Genomic DNA, 16208 nt, shown 5'->3' with positions numbered 1-16208 from the left:
CTTCAGGGGGCGAGCAAGGCCGCGCGAACGCGTGCGATGGCCTGCCTGTAGGGCAGGGCGAAGTTCTCGATGCCGTCGTCGGGCGCGAGCCAGCTGAACGAAAACACCAGGCCGTCTTCCTCGGGGCTGCCCATGGCCACGTGCTCGAAGGTTTCGGGCAGCGGGCCGTCGGCACGCATCAGGAAAAGATGCCACAGCTGGGGATGGCGCACCGTGTTGCCCTCGATGCCGGCCTCGCAGTCGCGCTGCAGGGTGCCGAGCGGCTGCAGTTCGCCGACGTGGTCGATGCCCGATTCCTCGAGCAGCTCGCGGCGCACCGCCGTCTCGGGCGACTCGCCGGGCTCGATGGTGCCCTTGGGCAGCTGCATGTTCCCGTCGCCGGGATGGCGGAACACCAGCAGCCGGCCCCTGGCATCGACCAGGCAGGCGCAAGCCTTCGGGATCGTCGTGGTGGCGCCGGCGCCGCCGCTGCGCATCAGGCGCTCGCCAGGGCCGCCTTGACCGCCGCGCTCACCTGGCCCATGTCGGCCTTGCCGGCGAGGCGCGTCTTGACCGCGCCCATCACCTTGCCCATGTCGCCGGGGCCCTTGGCGCCCAGCTCGGCCACGATGGCCTTCACTTCGGCAGCCACTTCGTCGGCGCCCATGCGCTGCGGCAGGTAGACCTCGAGCACCTTGATCTCGGCGGCTTCCTTGTCGGCCAGGTCGGCGCGCCCGCCGGTCGTGAACGCCGCGATGGAGTCCTTGCGCTGCTTGACCATCTTGTCGACGATGGCAACGACCATGGCGTCGTCGAGTTCCACGCGCTCGTCGACTTCCTTCTGCTTCAGGGCTGCCAGCAGCAGGCGGATGGTGCCGAGGCGCTCCGAGTCCTTGGCGCGCATCGCGGTCTTCATGTCTTCGGTGATCTGTTCCTTGAGGCTCATGCTCGGGGCTCCTGGTTCGGGAAAAACAAAAGCCGCGGCAGGTTTCCCTGGCGCGGCTGAGGCAGCAATCGGATCGCTGGGCCGACTTGCGTCAAAGGCCGGCGATCCTGTTGCCAACGGGCATCAGTACAGCTTCTTGGGGAGCTGCATGCTGCGCACGCGCTTGTAGTGGCGCTTGACGGCGGCTGCCTTCTTGCGCTTGCGCTCGGCGGTCGGCTTTTCGTAGAACTCGCGGGCGCGCAGGTCGGTCAGCAGGCCGAGCTTTTCGATGGTGCGCTTGAAGCGGCGCAGGGCGACGTCGAAAGGCTCGTTTTCTTTAACGCGGATGGTGGTCATTGATGAATCGTTGAACTGAATTTGGCTCGGGGAGATCGAGGCCCCAAGCCGGGGTTCCTCAACTGAAAAATTTTTGCGGCCGTTGAGGGGAGGCCAAAGTTAGCCCGCGATTATAGCGCGGTTGCGCACGCATGTGCGCTCGCCCAGGCCCACTGGAAGTTGTATCCGCCCAACCAACCCGTCACGTCGACCACTTCGCCGATGAAATACAGACCCGGCTGCCTGGATTCCATGGTCTGGGAGGACAGATCGCGGGTGTCGATGCCGCCGGCCGTGACCTCGGCCTTTTTATAGCCCTCGGTGCCGCTGGGGGTGATTTGCCAGCGGGCAATGCGCTCGGCCAGGGCGGCCAGGGCCTTGTCGGCGGCCTCGTTGACGGGGCGCTGCAGGCCCGGATCCTGCCCGACCCAGGCATCCGCCAGCCGGGAGGGCACCAGCATGGCCAGTTCGTTGGCGATGCGCTTCTTCGAGCGGAGCTTGGCGTCGCCCAGGGCTTCGGCCACGTCCACGCCGGGCGCGAAGTCGAGCGTGAGCGGGGTGCCGGGCTTCCAGTAGCTCGAAATCTGCAGCACGGCCGGGCCCGAAAGGCCGCGATGGGTGAACAGCAGGTCTTCCAGGAAGGTCATCTTTTCCTTCTTGGCACCGGTTTCGATGCGCACCGGCAGCGCCAGCCCGGCCAGTTCGGCATACGGCGCCCAGGCTTCGCCGCCGAAAGTCAGCGGCACCAGGGCCGGGCGGGGCGTGACGACGCGCAGGCCGAACTGCTCGGCCAGGCGGTAGCCGAAATCGCTGGCGCCGATCTGCGGGATCGACAGGCCGCCCGTGGCAACCACGAGCTTGGGCGTTTCGACGAAGCCCTTGCTGCTATCGATCTGGTAGCTGCCTGGGCTCGTCGCATCAGGGCAGCCGGAAGTGGAAAACACGATCTTTCCGAGCTTGCACGGCTGCCAGCGCGTGACGTTGCCCGCGTCGCATTCCGCCAGCAGCATGTCGATGATCTGCTGCGAGGAGCCGTCGCAGAACAGCTGCCCCTTGTGCTTCTCGTGAAAGGCGATGCCGTGCTTCTGCACCAGTTCGATGAACTGCTGCGGCGCATAGCGCGACAGGGCCGAGCGACAGAAATTCGGGTTGTCGCCGATGAAGTGGCGCTGCGGCGCGCGCACGTCGAGGTCGCGGTTGGTGAAGTTGGCGCGGCCGCCACCCGAGATGCGGATTTTTTCGGCCACTTTTTCGCTGTGGTCGACCAGCAGCACCTTCAAGCCGCGCTGGCCGGCCAGCGCCGCGCAGAACAGGCCTGCGGCACCGGCGCCGACCACGACGACGTCGAAATGATCCGAAGAAGAATTGCTCAAGGCGGTCAGGGGCCGTCAGCGGCAAGCAGCGGCGGCGGGTTGTACTTGAGGTGGCCCACGTAGCGCAGCGGCTGCGTGGCGGCAATCGAGGGCACGTCGCCCTCGCGCATGTGCAGCAGGTCGGCCGGGCTCACCCAGCGCGGGTCGGCGTCGGTGATCGGCAGGCCGGCCCGGCGGTAGGCCTCGAGCACGAACTGCGAACAGAAGAACTGGTCGTCGCGGCTCGCGCCCAGCTGCACCATTGCCATGCCGCTGATGCAATAGTGGCTGACGGCCGATGGAATCAGCGGCAGTTCGCACAGGCGCCGGTTCAGCACGAAAGGCGCATTCAGCAGCACGCCGGTGGTGTTGTAGCGAATGCCTACCTGCGAGTTGGCCCAGGTGCGGAGTTTCTGGGCACCCGCGGCATCGAGCCCGGGCACGCGAAAGGCCACCACCATCTGTTCTTCGTCCACCACGTCGGCCAGCGGACGCGCGCGCACGCCGCTGCCCACTGCCTCGGCGATCAGGCCGTCGCCCAGGTAGAGCACGGCGTGGCTCACGGGCGAGAAGGTGCCCAGCCGGATGCCGAAGGAATTGACGGTGGCAATGGAGGTCAGCAGGATGTCGCCGGGCTGCAGCGCGTCGGCGGCGATCAGCTCGCCGCCGTTGCCGGGCGCGATGACCGAGCTCTGCACGCGCAGGCGCAGGCCCGCGTCTTTCGACGGCAGGTCGACGCGGGTGGCGCAGGCCGAGAGCAGCAGCATTGCGGCAGCGCCGAGCGCCGCCGCGCCGAGATGGCGCCGCATCATCCTTTCCAGACGAAAGGAAACTTCAACTGCTTGAAGAAGCCGTTGGGCACGTAGTCGCCGAGCACGCCATACTTCTCGGGCCAGAGCTTGGTGCTCTTCACCGCGGTGCCGAAGAGATAGTCGAGAAAAGCGTAGTGCGCCGAATAGTTCTTGTCGAGCGCCTCGACGTCCTGGCTGTGGTGCCAGTGGTGGAAGTTGGGCGTCACGATGATGTAGCGCAGCAGCCCGAGCCGGACGCTCACGTTGCAGTGGTTGAACACCGCCTGGAAGCCCACCACCACGATGTACGCGTCGATCACTTCCTTGGAGAAGCCCAGCACGTAGATGGGGGCCAGCACCAGCGTGCGCGTGATCAGCAGCTCGAGGATGTGCTGGCGCGAGCCGGCCATCCAGTCCATGCTCTTCACGCTGTGGTGCACGGCATGCAGGCGCCAGAGCACCGGCACCTCGTGATAGGCGCGGTGGGTCCAGTACTGCACCAGGTCGGCCACCAGGACGATCAGAAGCAGCCCGGCCCAGAACGGCAGATTGCCCACCCAGCCGCGAATGCCGTCGTTGGCCGCCCAGCCGAAGAACTTGTGCACCATCAGGTTGGTGGCCAGCAGCACGAAGCCCACGATCATGTGGTTGACCACGAAGTGGTGGAAGTCGGTCTGCCATTCGGCGCGAAAAACCGGCTGGTCCTTGCGCAGCGCGAAGAGCTTCTCGATGAAGATGAAGATCAGCGATGAGCCCAGCAGGTCGAGGATGAACCAGTCCAGGCCGATGTAGGGCGTGTTGTCGGCAAAGTCGTTCACCGGCACCTTGTGCCCGCCCAGCAGCGCCGCCGCGACCACCAGCAGGAACGCGGCAGAAGACAGCCAGCGCGAGCGGTTGAAGATGATGTTCACCAGCGCCATCCCGCCCGCGACGACCATGGCCGCCAGCAGGATGAAGCGCATCACGTCGACGTTGTAGCTCTTGCGCAACTCGGGCGTCGTGAGGTACTGCGGAAAGTGGAACGCCAGCACGCCCAGGAAGCACAGGATGCCCAGGCTCAGCGCAATGGTTCCCGTGACAAGGCCTCGGCCGCGGCGCAGCTCGCCGTGGCTTTCTGTGAATTCATTGAGTTTTTCGAGCATTTTTTCCCTCTGGTCTTCTTTTGCAGATGCAAGAATCTGTAAACAATGCGTGGAATTATCGGCTGGGCTGGCCGTTGGGTGTTGCTGCCGGACCGAAGTGCCACCCGCAGAACAATCAATTGTGCGAGGAAGAGGGAACAACATGGATCAACTTTATCCAGCGGGTCCCGCTGGCACCGGCAGCCAACTCGCGAAAGCGTCGCCTGCCTATCGGCGGCATGCCTGGCTCGCAATGTTCGCGCTCATGGCATTTATCGCGGCTTACCTGCTGTTCTCGGGCTGGCTGGCGTGGAAAGCGTATCAGTCCATCCGGGCTTCGGTCTATGGGTCCGGCGGCGACGGCCTATTGCTGATGGGAGTGGGCCTGGGGGCCGCGTTCCTCGCCGTGTTCATGCTGAAGGCGCTGGTGTTCGTACGGCGCGGCGAGACGGGCGTTTCGGTCGAGATCACGGCAGCCGAGCACCCCAGGCTGTTCGCCTTTCTGCACCGTCTGGCGGACGAAGCCCGGGCCCCACGGCCTGCGAGGGTATATGTGTCGTCACGCGTCAATGCGGCGGTGTTCTACGACCTTTCGCTGCTCAACTTCTTCTTCCCCTCGAAGAAAAACCTGGAGATCGGCCTTCCACTGGTGAATGTGCTGACCGTCTCCGAGTTCAAGGCGGTGCTGGCGCACGAGTTCGGGCACTTCGCGCAGCGCAGCATGGCGGTCGGCCGTTGGGTCTACCTGGCGCAGCAGATCGCGGCGCATGTCGTGGCCAAGCGCGACCGGCTCGATCGCTTTCTCGAAGGTCTTTCGCGTACCGACATTCGCATTGCCTGGGTGGGTTGGCTTTTCTCGCTGTTGGTGTGGTCCATCCGCTCCGTCGTGGACAGCCTGTTTCGCATCGTCGTGCTGGCCGACCGTGCGCTGTCCAGGGAGATGGAATTCCAGGCCGATCGTGTTTCGGTGAGCCTGGCGGGTAGCGACGCGCTGATCGAGGCGCTCTACAGGATGCAGGCGGCCGATGCGGCCTGGGACCGTACGCTCGATTTCGCAAACCGGCAATTGCACAAAGGCACAGCCGTCCCGGATCTCTATGAGATCCAGTCGAAGATTCTGCAGAAACTGCGGGTGATCCTTGACGATCCCGGCTACGGGATTCCACCGCCACCGCCAACGCAGGGCCCCGAGGCGCATCGCATCTTCAAGCGCGACAAGGTTTCGGTGTCGCGGATGTGGGCCACGCATCCAGCCAGCCACGAGCGCGAGGAGAACGCCAAGAAAACCTACCTCGCGGCCGAAGCCCGGCAAAGCTCCGCGTGGGACCTGTTCGACGAGGCTTTGTCATTCCGGGAACGCATCTGCGCAGGCATGATCAGCCACATCGTTCCGCCGCCGCTGACCGGCACGCGCGAGGCCGCGGCGGAGGCACTCGACGCCGAGTACGACCGGGAGTCCTACAAAAGGCGCTATCGCGGCATCTATCTGGCGCGGACCGTTACGCGCACGCAAAACCTGGTCGAGCAGCTCTTCGACCGCATGAGCGCTTCGGACGCCGCGGCTTCGCTGCCTGAGCTCTATCCGGATTCGCTGTCGGGCATGCTCGAGCGGCTCGATGCGTTGCTGCACGAGCGCGCCGCGCTGGTCGCCGTTCAGGAGGGCATTGCCCGCACCGAAGGTCCGCGCCTGGAACATCGGGGCAAGGGCATCAAGAAGCGCGAACTGCCCGGCGCCATCGACGAGGTCTCTCGCGACATCGCCGACGTCGAGCGCGAGCTCGAAACGCAAGACCGCCGCTGCCGCTCCACGCTACATGCATTGGCCGTCGTCAAGGGGCCTGAATGGGAAGCAGCGTGGCTTGGGCAGTTGCGGCTTCTGCACTATGCCGAACATGCCGAAGCCAACCTGGCGGATCTGCAATCCACGTTGTCCAACACCCTGGCAATGGTCACTGCCAAACGCAAAGTCAATGACGCCGAGGCTCAGCGCGTGCACGCCGATGCCGGCGCGCTTTTCACCGCCATGGCCGAGATCGGAAAGGATGCACCCGACATCCAGGCCGGCGCCGATGCATTGGCCTTGTTGGGCCACGACAGCTGGGCTTCGCTGGTGGGGAAATTCGAATTCGGGTACCCGACGCGCGAAAACCTCAACGAATGGATCAAGCACGTGGACAGCTGGCTGAAGCCGATGCTGCGCGCGCTGGGGCATTTGCGGCGTGCCGCACTCGATCAGCTGCTGCACACCGAAGCACGGATCGCGGCCGAGCCGTTGTCGCCGGAGGCGGCGGGCGGAGCATCAGACGCGCCCGTGGTGCCATCGACCTATGCCACGCTGACAAGTGGCCAGGAAAGACCACGGCAGAAAAAGCTCGATGCCTGGTCGAGGTTTCAAACGGCGGACGGCTGGTGGGCCGGCGCGGCGCGGTTGACCGTGGCCGGCGGTGTGATCGCAAGCCTGATGGGTATCAGCACCTCGCTGGGCAGCGCCCGCGTCATTGCATTCAATGGGCTTGACCGCCAGGTGAAGGTCCGCATCGGCGGCAGCAGCGCAACACTCCCGGCGGGCGGCAGGCAGACTTTCGAAGTCGAGGCCGACAAGACGATCGAACTCAGTTCGCACACGACCGAGGGGCAGAAGATCGAATCGTTTTCGGCCAACCCGGAGCTGATCGGCGTGCGTTACGTTTACAACGTGGCAGGGGCTGCGCCAATGGTTGCTTGGACCGCGATGTACGGACGTGGATCGCCACCCCCAGAAAGAAAGCTCGGGGCGCCGCGCTGGTCGATGCAGTCCGCAGATGCGCTGTTCGAACCACCGCCGCAGCAGATCACCACTCCCAAGGGCAGCGCCGGCGGCACGCGCTCGGTCATCAGCGGCCCGGAGACCCGCTCCGCGAACAACGCACTGGGCATGATCGACGCCGAGAGCGACCGCAAGGCGCTCATCGAGGCACACGCCAGGTGGGATTCGGAAAAGTCACCCTACCTGCTCGAATGGCTGGCGGCCGCCGATCAGTACGCCCCGGAAAACCGCGCGCAGATCATCGCCGCGCGGTTGGAGCGCGCGCCGCTCGAAGTCACCTCGCTGCGCGAACAGCAGAACCACGCCAGCACGCCCGAAGCGCGCGAACGCGTTTGCGGGCAGCATCGCGCATTGGCGCAAGCCCATCAGGCTGCGAGCGATCTCGGCTATCTGGTGGTGCGCTGCATGGACGACAGTCCTGCCAAGGACGCGGCTTTCAAGAAGGGCGCGGCCGAGCACCCGGACAGTGCCTGGTTCGCCTTTGCCGCCGGGCATGCCTGGGCGGGAGAACAGGCCTGGCCCGAAGCGCGCCGGGCCTACGAAAGGGCGGGAGCCAAGTCGCCTCTCCTGAGCCAGATCACCACGGACGACCTGGCGCGCATCCGGCGCATCGAACAGGGCGAAACCGTGTCGCTCGACGATCTTGCGGCCAAGTCGAGCTTCCTGCAGATGCAGCAGGTCCTTGGCAACGGCAAGGACATTCCTCCGGAGAGCTCCGCGTTCGGCTACATCGAGATGAGTCGCGGCAATCTGGACAAAGCCTCTGCTATCGCGACGTCGGGCACGCAGCCGCCCGTCCGCCTGCTGGTGTTCATCGGCGCGTCGGATGGGGCGAGCCCGAAGCAGGTGGCGAAGGCGCTCGATGCCAGCCAGGCGATGACGATCGGCGACTTCGAGTCTCTGTTGCCCGGCATCGGCCTGGCAATCAAGCATGGGGGCTCGATGGACAAGCAGATGGAGTTGCTCAAATACATGTCGCCCGACGACGCACAGAGGGTGCGTGCCTTCGTGACCGTGCTGCGGACCAGCAGGGACCCGCGCCAAGCCGAAGAAGCGCTCGCAGGCCTGACGCCGCAATTCCGGGCCTACGCCTATAGCGCAGGCTTGGTCGTGTTGGGTCAACGCGCGCCTGTGCAATGGCGCACGTTCGTCAAGCGGGCACTGTTTCCCCTGGAGCACCCTTATTTCGGTTGAGGCCGGTCCCGGTCTCAGCGCGGCCGAACGGCGCGGCGGCGCAGCAGCGCGGCCGTGCCCAGCGCCACGGCCATCACGAGCAGCGACACCACGGTGGTCACCGTGCCGAGCGCATAGATCGAAGGCGTCGTGACGGTCGAGGTCAGGCCCTGCAGCTCGAGCGGCAGCGTGTTGACGTCACCGATGGCCTGGGAGGTGCGGGCAATCTCGTCCCACGACAGCGTGAAGCCGAACATGCCGATGCCGACGATGGACGGACCGATCAGCGGCAGCACCACATGCCGGAAGGTCTGCCAGGGCGTGGCGCCGAGGTCGCGCGCGGCTTCCTCGTAGGCCGGGTTGAAGCGGTTGAACACCGCGAACATGATGAGCAGCCCGAAGGGCAGGGTCCACGTCAGGTGGGCGCCGAGTGCGGAGCTGAACAGGCCGAGCGCGGTGCCGTACCCTTCGAGCAGGGTGGTGGCGTCCATGGCCGTGAGCAGGCTCTTGATGCCGGTGTCGATGAGCCGGAACTGCAGACCGATGCCCAGAGAAATGATGATCGACGGCATGATGAGGCTGGCCACCGTGACGAAGAACAGCGCGTTGCTGCCCGCAAGCTTCTTGCGGAAGGCGAGGCCGGCCAGCACCGACAGCACCACGGTGAACGCCATCACCACCGCGCCGAGCGCCAGCGAGCGCCTGAAGGCCGCGCCGATGTCGACGGTGCCCAGGCCCTCCGCCAGTTTGTGGAACCAGTGCAGCGAAACGCCGCGCAGCGGAAAGGTCAGGCCGCCTTCGGGGCCCTGGAAGCTCAGGATGAAGATCGTGATCATCGGGCCGTAGAGGAACAGCACGAAGAGGGCGAACACGATCGCCAACGGCCAGAAGCCGGGGGCGCGTTGTTCTCCGATGCGTTGGCTCATCAGAGCTCCTTGCGAATATCAACGAGCCGCGTGAGCCCCCAGATGATCATCAGCACCACCGCCAGCAGGATCATCGCGTTGGCCGCGGCCAGCGGAAACTGAAGGTACGAGGTCTGCACCTGGATGATCTTGCCGATCGATGCGATCTGCTGGCCGCCCATCACGCCGATGGTGACGAAGTCGCCCATCACGATGGTGATGACGAAGATCGAGCCGATGAGAATGCCGGTGCGCGACAGCGGCACGACCACGTTCCAGAGCGTTTGCCAGCTTGAGGCGCCCGCGTCGCTGGCGGCTTCGAGCAGCGAGCGGTCGATGCGCATCATGCTGTTGAAGATCGGCACGATCATGAACATCGTGTAGAGGTGCACGAAGGCGAGCACCACCGAGAAATTGGAAAACAGCAGCCACTCGACCGGATGGTCGACGAGGCCGAGGCCCGCCAGCATCTGGTTGACCAGACCGTTGCGCCCCAGGAGCGGCACCCACGAGATCATGCGGATCACGTTGGAGGTCCAGAACGGCACCGTGCACAGCACGAAGAGCACCGTCTGCATGGTCGACGAGCGCACGTGGAATGCCAGAAAGTACGCCACCGAAAAGCCGATCAGCAGCGTGATGCCCCACACCAGAAAGCAGAACTTGAAGGTGCTCAGGTAGGTGTTGAGCGTGACGCACAGGTCGCCGTTGTCCGTGAGCTGAGAGCAGCCCTCGAACAGGCTCAGGTAGTTGCGCAGCGTCACCGCCGGGATCAGCTCGTACTCGTTGAAATTCCACAAGCTGACCATCGCGACCAGCCCCAGCGGAATCAGGAAGAACAGCAAGAAGACCAGCGCGAACGGCGCCGCCTGCCACCATGCCTTCACGGCATGGAGGGACGGACTGGGCGCATGCGCGCTGGCGGTTGGAGCGCTCACAGGGTCAGGCTGCGACGAACTCGTTCCATTTTTTGACCATGTACTCGTTCTCGTCCATCACCGCGTTCCAGCAGGCGATGCCGCCCATGCGCTGCTCGTAGCTGCCGCCGTCGCGCACCGCGCCGGTCTTGGCGAGCACGTCGCCATTGGGGCTCTTGATGTCCTGCGAGGCGGGCTTGCCTTCCATCCAGTAGGCCCACTCGTAGGCCTCCATCTTGGCCTTGGCGGTGTCGAGCACGGCGCTGTAGTAGCCCTGGCGGTTCAGGTAGGCGCCGGCCCAGCCGTCGAGGAACCAGTTGATGAATTCATAGGCGCCATCGAGCTTCTTGCCCGACAGCGTGGCCGGCAGGCCAAAGCCGGCGGCCCAGGCGCGGTAGCCTTCCTTGAGCGGCTGGAAGTTGCAGGCAATGCCCTTGGTGCGCACGGCCGTGACGGCCGGCGACCACATCGACTGGATCACCACTTCGCCCGAAGCCATCAGGTTGACCGATTCGTTGAAGTCCTTCCACAGCGCGCGGAACTGGCCGGCCTTCTTGGCTTCGATCAGGGTCTTGATCGTCAGGTCGATCTCGGCCTTGATCATGTTGCCCTTGTCCTTGTACTTGTGGATGCCCTTGGCCTCCACCACCATCGCGGCGTCCATGATGCCGATCGACGGAATGTTCAGGATCGCGGCCTTGCCCTTGAATTCCGGATTGAGAAGTTCGGCCCAGGAGCTGATCGGCCGCTTGATCAGGTCCGGACGGATGCCCAGCGTATCGGCGTTGTAGACCGTGGGAATGAGCGACATGAACTGCGTCGGCGCGGTCGCGAACTTCTTGCTCTTCTCGCCCTCGAGGTAGATCACCTTCTTGGGCGCGGTGCCCTGGTCGCCCACGGCCTTGCCGCCGACTTCGCCCTTGGTGAAGAGCGTGGTGATCTTGTCGGCATTCTTGATTTTCTTGGTGTCGATTCCCTTGAGGTTGCCGGTGGGCACGATCTTCTTGAGCGAGAAGAACTCCGTGTCGATCAGGTCGAAGCTGTTGGGCGCGGTCACGGCGCGCTTGGTCACGTCGTCGGTGGTCACGGCCACGTACTGGATCTCGATGCCGGTGTCGGCCTTGAACTTCTCGGCAATCGCCTTGTCCTGGTTCACCGCGGTGCCAAGGTAGCGCAGCACGACTTTTTCCTGTGCATGCACGAAGGGCGCGATGCCCGTGGCCAGGATGCCGGCAGTGCCTTGCAGAAGGGTGCGGCGCTGGACGCCGGCGGACGAGTCGATGGGGTCGGTCATGAAAGAGCCTCCGTATGAAAAGTGGCAGATGAAGGAACGGGGAAAAGCTGTGTGTGGTGGCGGCGCTTACGGGGCCGCGGCGAGTGCGCGCGCGTCGGCCTCGGCCCAGGCCAGGCTCACCGCCTGGCCCTGTGCATAGGGGCTCGCGAGGAAGGCGGCTTCGCCCATCAGGACCGACACGTTCTGGCGGCCGGGCGGGGCCGCTTGCAGCGCCAGCCCGAGCAGCACGTAGGTGCCCTGGTACTCGACATCGGTCACCGCCGCGGCAAGGCCGCCTGGCGCACCGCCGTCCGAAGCCGGGGCGATCCGCATGTGGTCGTTGCGCACGGCGATCGGGCCGGCGGGCGTGTCGAACACGTTGTGGCCGCCCATGAAGCGCGCCACGAATTCGTTTGCCGGGTGGTTGTAGATCTGGTGCGGAGAGCCGACCTGCTCGATCACCCCGTGGTTCATGACCACCATGGTGTCGGCCAGCGCCATTGCTTCTTCCTGCGAATGCGTGACGTGCACGAAAGTCAGCCCCAGCTCCTTCTGCCAGCGCCGCAGCTCGGCGCGCATCTGGATGCGCAGGAAGGGGTCGAGCGCCGACAGCGGCTCGTCGAGCAGCAGCACGCGCGGCTCGGTGATGAGCGCGCGCGCCAGCGCCACGCGCTGCTGCTGTCCGCCGGAGAGTTCACCGGGCTTGCGTTCGGCCAGGTGGCCCATGGCCACGCGTTCCAGCAGGTCGCGCGCACGCTTCTGGCGCTCGGCCTTGCCGACGCCTTTCATCTTGAGGCTGAAGGCCACGTTGTCCGTGGCCGACAGGTGGGGGAACAGCGCAAAACTCTGGAACATCATGGCCGTGCCGCGCGCGGCCGCGGGCAGGTTCGTGATGTTGCGGTTGTCCAGCAGGATGTCGCCGCTGGTGACCGACTCATGCCCCGCGATCATGCGCAGCGTGGTGCTCTTGCCGCAGCCCGAAGGGCCCAGCAGGCAGCAGTAGCTGCCGCTGGCAATGCGCAGGTCGATCCGGTCGACGGCGGCCGGCGTGCCTGCGGCGTAGCGCTTGCTCAGGGCAACGATTTCAACGGCGGCGGGCGGAGGCGCGGCGACGGCGTTCATGAACGGGCGCGTGGCGCTGAAAACGATCGGAAAACGGGCATGCTGGCGTTAAGCACGCTCCATGCCACATCTTGGTGCTACAGCGCGGCGTTCGGGCGCGCGATCATCTTGGGCGTGATGAACACCAGCATCTCGACCTTGTTCACCACGCGTTCCCGCGACCGGAACAGGGCGCCGAGGTAAGGCACCTCACCCAGCACCGGTACGCGCGACTCGTCGTTGGTTTCCGTCAGCTCGAAGATGCCGCCGATCACCACGGTGCCGCCGTTCTCCACCAGCACCTCCGTCTGCACGTGCTTGGTGTTGATGGCCGGCCCGGCCGACGTGGTGACGCCGCGCGCATCCTTGCTCACGTCGAGCGCCAGGATGATGTTGCCTTCGGGCGTGATCTGCGGCGTGACTTCGAGCTTCAGCACCGCCTTGCGGAACGAGATGGACGTGGCGCCGCTGGAGGTGGCCTGCTGGTAGGGAATCTCTTCACCCTGTTCGATCAGCGCCTTGGTCTGGTCGGCCGTCACCACGCGCGGGCTCGACACCAGCCGGCCCTTGCCTTCGGCTTCGAGCGCGGAGATTTCCAGGTTCAGCATGCGCGTGAAGCTCGAGTTGAAAAGCGACAGCGAGAAGGCCCCCGCGCTGCTGCCGGTGCCGCCCGCATCGCCGGCCGGCAGGTTCACGAAGTTGCTGCTGGTGTAGGAGGTAAAGGCGTTGTCCGTGCCCGTGGGGCTGGTGCCGAACGAGCTGTTCTTGCCGGAGGCCCCGCCGCCCAGCTTGACACCCAGCGACTTGCCGAAGGTGTCCGAGGCTTCGACGATGCGCGCCTCGATCAGCACCTGCCGCACCGGCACATCCAGCTTGCGGATGAGCTCGCTCACTTCGGCCAGCCGTTGCGGCGTGTCCGTGACGAAAAGCTGGTTCGTGCGCACTTCGGCGATCGCGCTGCCGCGCGTGCTCAAGATGCGCGTGGCCGACGCGCTGCCGCCGCCGCCCGAGGCGCCGCCGCCCGTCAGGCTTTGCACCACCGTGGCGGCCTTGGCGTAGTTGAGCTGGAAGGACTGGGTGCGAAGCGCGGCCAGGCTCTCCAGCGCGGCCTGCGCTTCGAGCTCCACCTTTTCCTTGGCGTTGATCTCGTCGCGCGGCGCGATCCACAGGATGCTGCCGTTCTTGCGCAGCCCCAGGTTCTTCGCCTGCAGGATGACTTCCAGCGCCTGGTCCCACGGCACCTCCTTGAGCCGCAGCGTCAGGGCGCCGGATACCGTGTCCGACGTCACCACGTTGAAGCCGGTGAAGTCCGCGATCACCTGCAGCAGCGCGCGCACGTCGACATTCTGGAAATTGAGCGTGAGCTTTTCGCCGGTGTACCCGGTGCCCTGCGTCAACTTGGACGGGTCTGTCTTGCGCGGGCGCACCTCGATGACGAACTGCTCATCGGTCTGGTAGGCACTCTGCTCCCAGTCGCCGTGCGAACTGATCGTGAGGCGAACCCTGTCGCCGAGCTGCTCCGCGTGCACCGCGTCGACCGCCGTGCCAAAGTCGGAGACGTCGAGCCGGCGCCGCAGCGCGTCGGGCAGCGAAGCGCGCATGAAATCGGCCACCAGCGCCGAGCCCTGCCGCCGCACGTCCACGCCGAGCTGGCTGCTGCCCATGGCGATGAGCACGCGGCCGGCGCCGTCGCCGCCGCGCCGGAAATCGATGTCCCGCAGCGGCGTCGCCTGGCGCTCCCTGCCTTCGGCAAAACCGGCGTTGGACGGCGTCCTGGGGGGCTGGCCCGTTCCGGGCTGCAGCGAAACCAGGAGCGAGCGGCCCTGGATCTCTGCCTGGTAGGTGGTCGCGTGTTTGAGGTTCAGCACCACGCGCGAACGCTCGCCGGCCTGCACGACATTGGCGGTGCGGAGGTTGCCCAGGTTGAACTCGATCGCCGAGCGGCCCACGGCATTGGCGACGCCCGGAAAATCCAGCGCAATGCGCGCCGGCTCCTGCACCACGAAGCCGGTGGGAAGCGCGGCCAGCGGATGCGTGAAGTCGATCCGCACCAGTTCCACGTCGCCCCTTGCAGTGCTGGTGACCGCCTCGATGGCGTTCTGTGCGTGCGCGGCAATCGAGGCCAGCGAGACGAGCGCAACACCGGTCCACCGTCGCAGGGCGCTCGGCGAGCGCGGACATATCTTCATGGTTCTCTCCGTCTTTCTTGAGCGGGGCGCGAGCGACATGCGCGCTCCGCGATGACGGGTTGAATGGTTTCGTTCAATGTGGGAGGAATCTCGCCGAACAGCGACCGATCGCAACTTGTGTTGCATGGATGCAATGGGCCGCGCCGGCGGCCTCGCGACCCCGCTGCGCCACCTCTTCGATTTCTCCGAATTTGCGGGGGACCATCGTGGCTGTCGAAATCCTCTGGAGCGCACGAATGGTGGCAAGTCGGTCAATGGTTGCGATGCTCATCGGCGCGCTGGGCATCGCGTGCGCAGGCTCCGGCGTGAGCGCGAGCCACGCCATGGCGCGCCCGTCGTTGACGCATGGCGCGGGGCAGCCCGTGGCGTCTGCCTCGCGTGCGTCGGCGGGTCCCTGGTGGCTGGCCTTCGAGAGCGAAACGCTGAATGCGCTGGTTGCGGAGGCATCGCGCGGCGCGGCTTCCGATGGCCGCCTGGACATGCAGGCGCCGGAGGTCGGCGTGTCGGCGGCGTATGTCGGGTTGCTGGTCCAGACGCTGAGCCTGACCTACATCGACAGTGCGCGTGCCGCCGCACGGCGCCAGTTGCAACTCGTCTTCGCCAGCCCCGCACCGCACGACGATTTCCGCGAGGAGTTGAAGCACCGCGAAGCCGACGCGACTTCATCGATGAAGAAGATCGATGCGCAGCGCGACGTTCAGCTCGCCTTTCTGGCTGCGCGCTCGCGCCTGTCCGCAGAGGCGCTGCAGAAGGCCATCGCCGATGAAGTCGCAGCGCGCAAGCAGCCTCGTATGGCGCTCCCGCTGCCGCAGGCCCTGCCGGCGGCATTGCTTGCCAACCGGGACGATATTCAGTTGGCCGCGGCGCTGTATGGCATCGATCCGCAAGCCGGGCTAGGCGGCACGATCGATGCCGCGGAAGACACAGGCGAGAGCGGCCAGGACGCCGACGCCGATCTCCCCGGCTACCCGCTCTTCCCGGAGGCCGTGGCGCAGGGTCGCGCTGAGGTCGCCGAGGCCCTGCGAAAGCTGCAGGCTACCAACGATGCGGCGGCGGCGGCCAACCGTCGCGTGCGCGACGCGAAGGCGTCGTTCGAGCAGGCCAAGGCGCGAATGAGCCGCGGCGAGATGTCGGAGGTCCAGGTGCTCGAGGAGTATCAGGCGCTGATGCTCGACCTGCAGCGGCTGGCCATGTCGAATGGCAACCTGGCCATCGGCTGGATCGCCCTCATGGCCAGCCTCGGAAGCCGCACGCCGATCGTGTTGCACGCGCCGCATGCGCCGGAAGCCGCGGCACTTCGTGCACGGCCCCGGATGGCCGGGGCACTCTCTTTCTGATCG

13 protein-coding genes are annotated in these 16208 nt (G+C 65.7%); 2 read left to right on the top strand and 11 right to left on the bottom strand.

Annotated features, from left to right (window positions below):
* Positions 1–2: 2 nt before the first annotated feature.
* From ACJ7Z0_RS07695 to ACJ7Z0_RS07670, 6 genes are all read right to left on the bottom strand, one after another.
* Positions 3–476 carry an NUDIX domain-containing protein gene (locus tag ACJ7Z0_RS07695; protein ID WP_434789353.1) on the bottom strand — a complete coding sequence of 158 codons (474 nt, stop codon included), beginning with the start codon at positions 474–476 and terminating at the stop codon, positions 3–5.
* Positions 476–925 carry a GatB/YqeY domain-containing protein gene (locus tag ACJ7Z0_RS07690; RefSeq protein WP_055798861.1) on the bottom strand — a complete coding sequence of 150 codons (450 nt, stop codon included), beginning with the start codon at positions 923–925 and terminating at the stop codon, positions 476–478. The genes ACJ7Z0_RS07695 and ACJ7Z0_RS07690 overlap by 1 nt, the downstream gene beginning before the upstream one ends.
* Before the next feature lie 123 nt (positions 926–1048).
* Positions 1049–1261: a 30S ribosomal protein S21 gene (gene rpsU, locus ACJ7Z0_RS07685; RefSeq protein WP_007833691.1), complete on the bottom strand. Its 213-nt coding sequence runs from the start codon at positions 1259–1261 to the stop codon at positions 1049–1051.
* Between the two features lie 110 nt (positions 1262–1371).
* The gene (locus tag ACJ7Z0_RS07680; protein WP_434789352.1) at positions 1372–2613 is read right to left on the bottom strand and encodes a BaiN/RdsA family NAD(P)/FAD-dependent oxidoreductase; all 1242 of its coding nucleotides are present in this window, start codon (positions 2611–2613) and stop codon (positions 1372–1374) included.
* 5 nt (positions 2614–2618) lie between these two features.
* Complete coding sequence (locus tag ACJ7Z0_RS07675) at positions 2619–3404, bottom strand: YaeF family permuted papain-like enzyme (RefSeq protein WP_434789351.1); 786 nt, start codon at positions 3402–3404, stop codon at positions 2619–2621.
* Positions 3401–4525, bottom strand: a complete 1125-nt coding sequence (locus ACJ7Z0_RS07670; RefSeq protein WP_434789350.1) for a sterol desaturase family protein — start codon at positions 4523–4525, stop codon at positions 3401–3403. Before ACJ7Z0_RS07670 ends, ACJ7Z0_RS07675 begins: the two co-directional genes overlap by 4 nt.
* Before the next feature lie 232 nt (positions 4526–4757).
* Between ACJ7Z0_RS07670 and ACJ7Z0_RS07665 the strand changes: the two genes are divergently transcribed.
* The gene (locus tag ACJ7Z0_RS07665) at positions 4758–8504 is read left to right on the top strand and encodes a M48 family metallopeptidase (protein WP_434789349.1); all 3747 of its coding nucleotides are present in this window, start codon (positions 4758–4760) and stop codon (positions 8502–8504) included.
* Between the two features lie 14 nt (positions 8505–8518).
* Here ACJ7Z0_RS07665 and ACJ7Z0_RS07660 read toward each other — a convergent pair whose 3' ends face one another.
* The 5 genes from ACJ7Z0_RS07660 to ACJ7Z0_RS07640 all read right to left on the bottom strand — a co-directional run bounded on the left by ACJ7Z0_RS07660 (position 8519) and on the right by ACJ7Z0_RS07640 (position 14868).
* A complete protein-coding gene (locus ACJ7Z0_RS07660; protein WP_431129768.1) occupies positions 8519–9409 on the bottom strand; it encodes an ABC transporter permease in 891 nt (296 codons plus the stop codon).
* Positions 9409–10326 carry an ABC transporter permease gene (locus ACJ7Z0_RS07655; protein WP_434789348.1) on the bottom strand — a complete coding sequence of 306 codons (918 nt, stop codon included), beginning with the start codon at positions 10324–10326 and terminating at the stop codon, positions 9409–9411. The genes ACJ7Z0_RS07660 and ACJ7Z0_RS07655 overlap by 1 nt, the downstream gene beginning before the upstream one ends.
* Positions 10327–10330: 4 nt before the next feature.
* Positions 10331–11599 (bottom strand): ABC transporter substrate-binding protein, encoded by a 1269-nt coding sequence (locus tag ACJ7Z0_RS07650; protein WP_434789347.1) that lies wholly within the window; start codon positions 11597–11599, stop codon positions 10331–10333.
* A gap of 66 nt (positions 11600–11665) precedes the next feature.
* A complete protein-coding gene (locus ACJ7Z0_RS07645; RefSeq protein ID WP_431129777.1) occupies positions 11666–12700 on the bottom strand; it encodes an ABC transporter ATP-binding protein in 1035 nt (344 codons plus the stop codon).
* Positions 12701–12777: 77 nt separating this feature from the next.
* A complete protein-coding gene (locus ACJ7Z0_RS07640) occupies positions 12778–14868 on the bottom strand; it encodes a type IV pilus secretin PilQ (RefSeq protein WP_434789346.1) in 2091 nt (696 codons plus the stop codon).
* A gap of 254 nt (positions 14869–15122) precedes the next feature.
* On the opposite strand from ACJ7Z0_RS07640, the gene ACJ7Z0_RS07635 reads away from it, so the two are divergent.
* On the top strand, positions 15123–16205 hold the full coding sequence (locus ACJ7Z0_RS07635) for a hypothetical protein (protein ID WP_434789345.1): 1083 nt from the start codon (positions 15123–15125) through the stop codon (positions 16203–16205).
* The last annotated feature ends 3 nt before the right edge of the window (positions 16206–16208 follow it).

Origin of the sequence: Variovorax palleresanus, assembly GCF_051144945.1 — a bacterium.
In the GTDB taxonomy this organism is placed as follows: Bacteria; Pseudomonadota; Gammaproteobacteria; order Burkholderiales; family Burkholderiaceae_C; genus Variovorax; species Variovorax paradoxus_S.
This window is presented reverse-complemented; position numbering and strand designations above follow the sequence as displayed.

What these genes read in the sequence shown, in the direction of transcription:
- ACJ7Z0_RS07670 (WP_434789350.1), bottom strand. Translation starts at nt 4,525, where the DNA reads ATGCTCGAAAAACTCAATGAATTCACAGAAAGCCACGGCGAGCTGCGC.
- ACJ7Z0_RS07665 (WP_434789349.1), top strand. Translation starts at nt 4,758, where the DNA reads ATGTTCGCGCTCATGGCATTTATCGCGGCTTACCTGCTGTTCTCGGGC.
- ACJ7Z0_RS07645 (WP_431129777.1), bottom strand. Translation starts at nt 12,700, where the DNA reads ATGAACGCCGTCGCCGCGCCTCCGCCCGCCGCCGTTGAAATCGTTGCC.
- ACJ7Z0_RS07640 (WP_434789346.1), bottom strand. Translation starts at nt 14,868, where the DNA reads ATGAAGATATGTCCGCGCTCGCCGAGCGCCCTGCGACGGTGGACCGGT.
- ACJ7Z0_RS07690 (WP_055798861.1), bottom strand. Translation starts at nt 925, where the DNA reads ATGAGCCTCAAGGAACAGATCACCGAAGACATGAAGACCGCGATGCGC.
- ACJ7Z0_RS07695 (WP_434789353.1), bottom strand. Translation starts at nt 476, where the DNA reads ATGCGCAGCGGCGGCGCCGGCGCCACCACGACGATCCCGAAGGCTTGC.
- ACJ7Z0_RS07675 (WP_434789351.1), bottom strand. Translation starts at nt 3,404, where the DNA reads ATGATGCGGCGCCATCTCGGCGCGGCGGCGCTCGGCGCTGCCGCAATG.
- ACJ7Z0_RS07660 (WP_431129768.1), bottom strand. Translation starts at nt 9,409, where the DNA reads ATGAGCCAACGCATCGGAGAACAACGCGCCCCCGGCTTCTGGCCGTTG.
- rpsU (WP_007833691.1), bottom strand. Translation starts at nt 1,261, where the DNA reads ATGACCACCATCCGCGTTAAAGAAAACGAGCCTTTCGACGTCGCCCTG.
- ACJ7Z0_RS07650 (WP_434789347.1), bottom strand. Translation starts at nt 11,599, where the DNA reads ATGACCGACCCCATCGACTCGTCCGCCGGCGTCCAGCGCCGCACCCTT.
- ACJ7Z0_RS07635 (WP_434789345.1), top strand. Translation starts at nt 15,123, where the DNA reads ATGGTTGCGATGCTCATCGGCGCGCTGGGCATCGCGTGCGCAGGCTCC.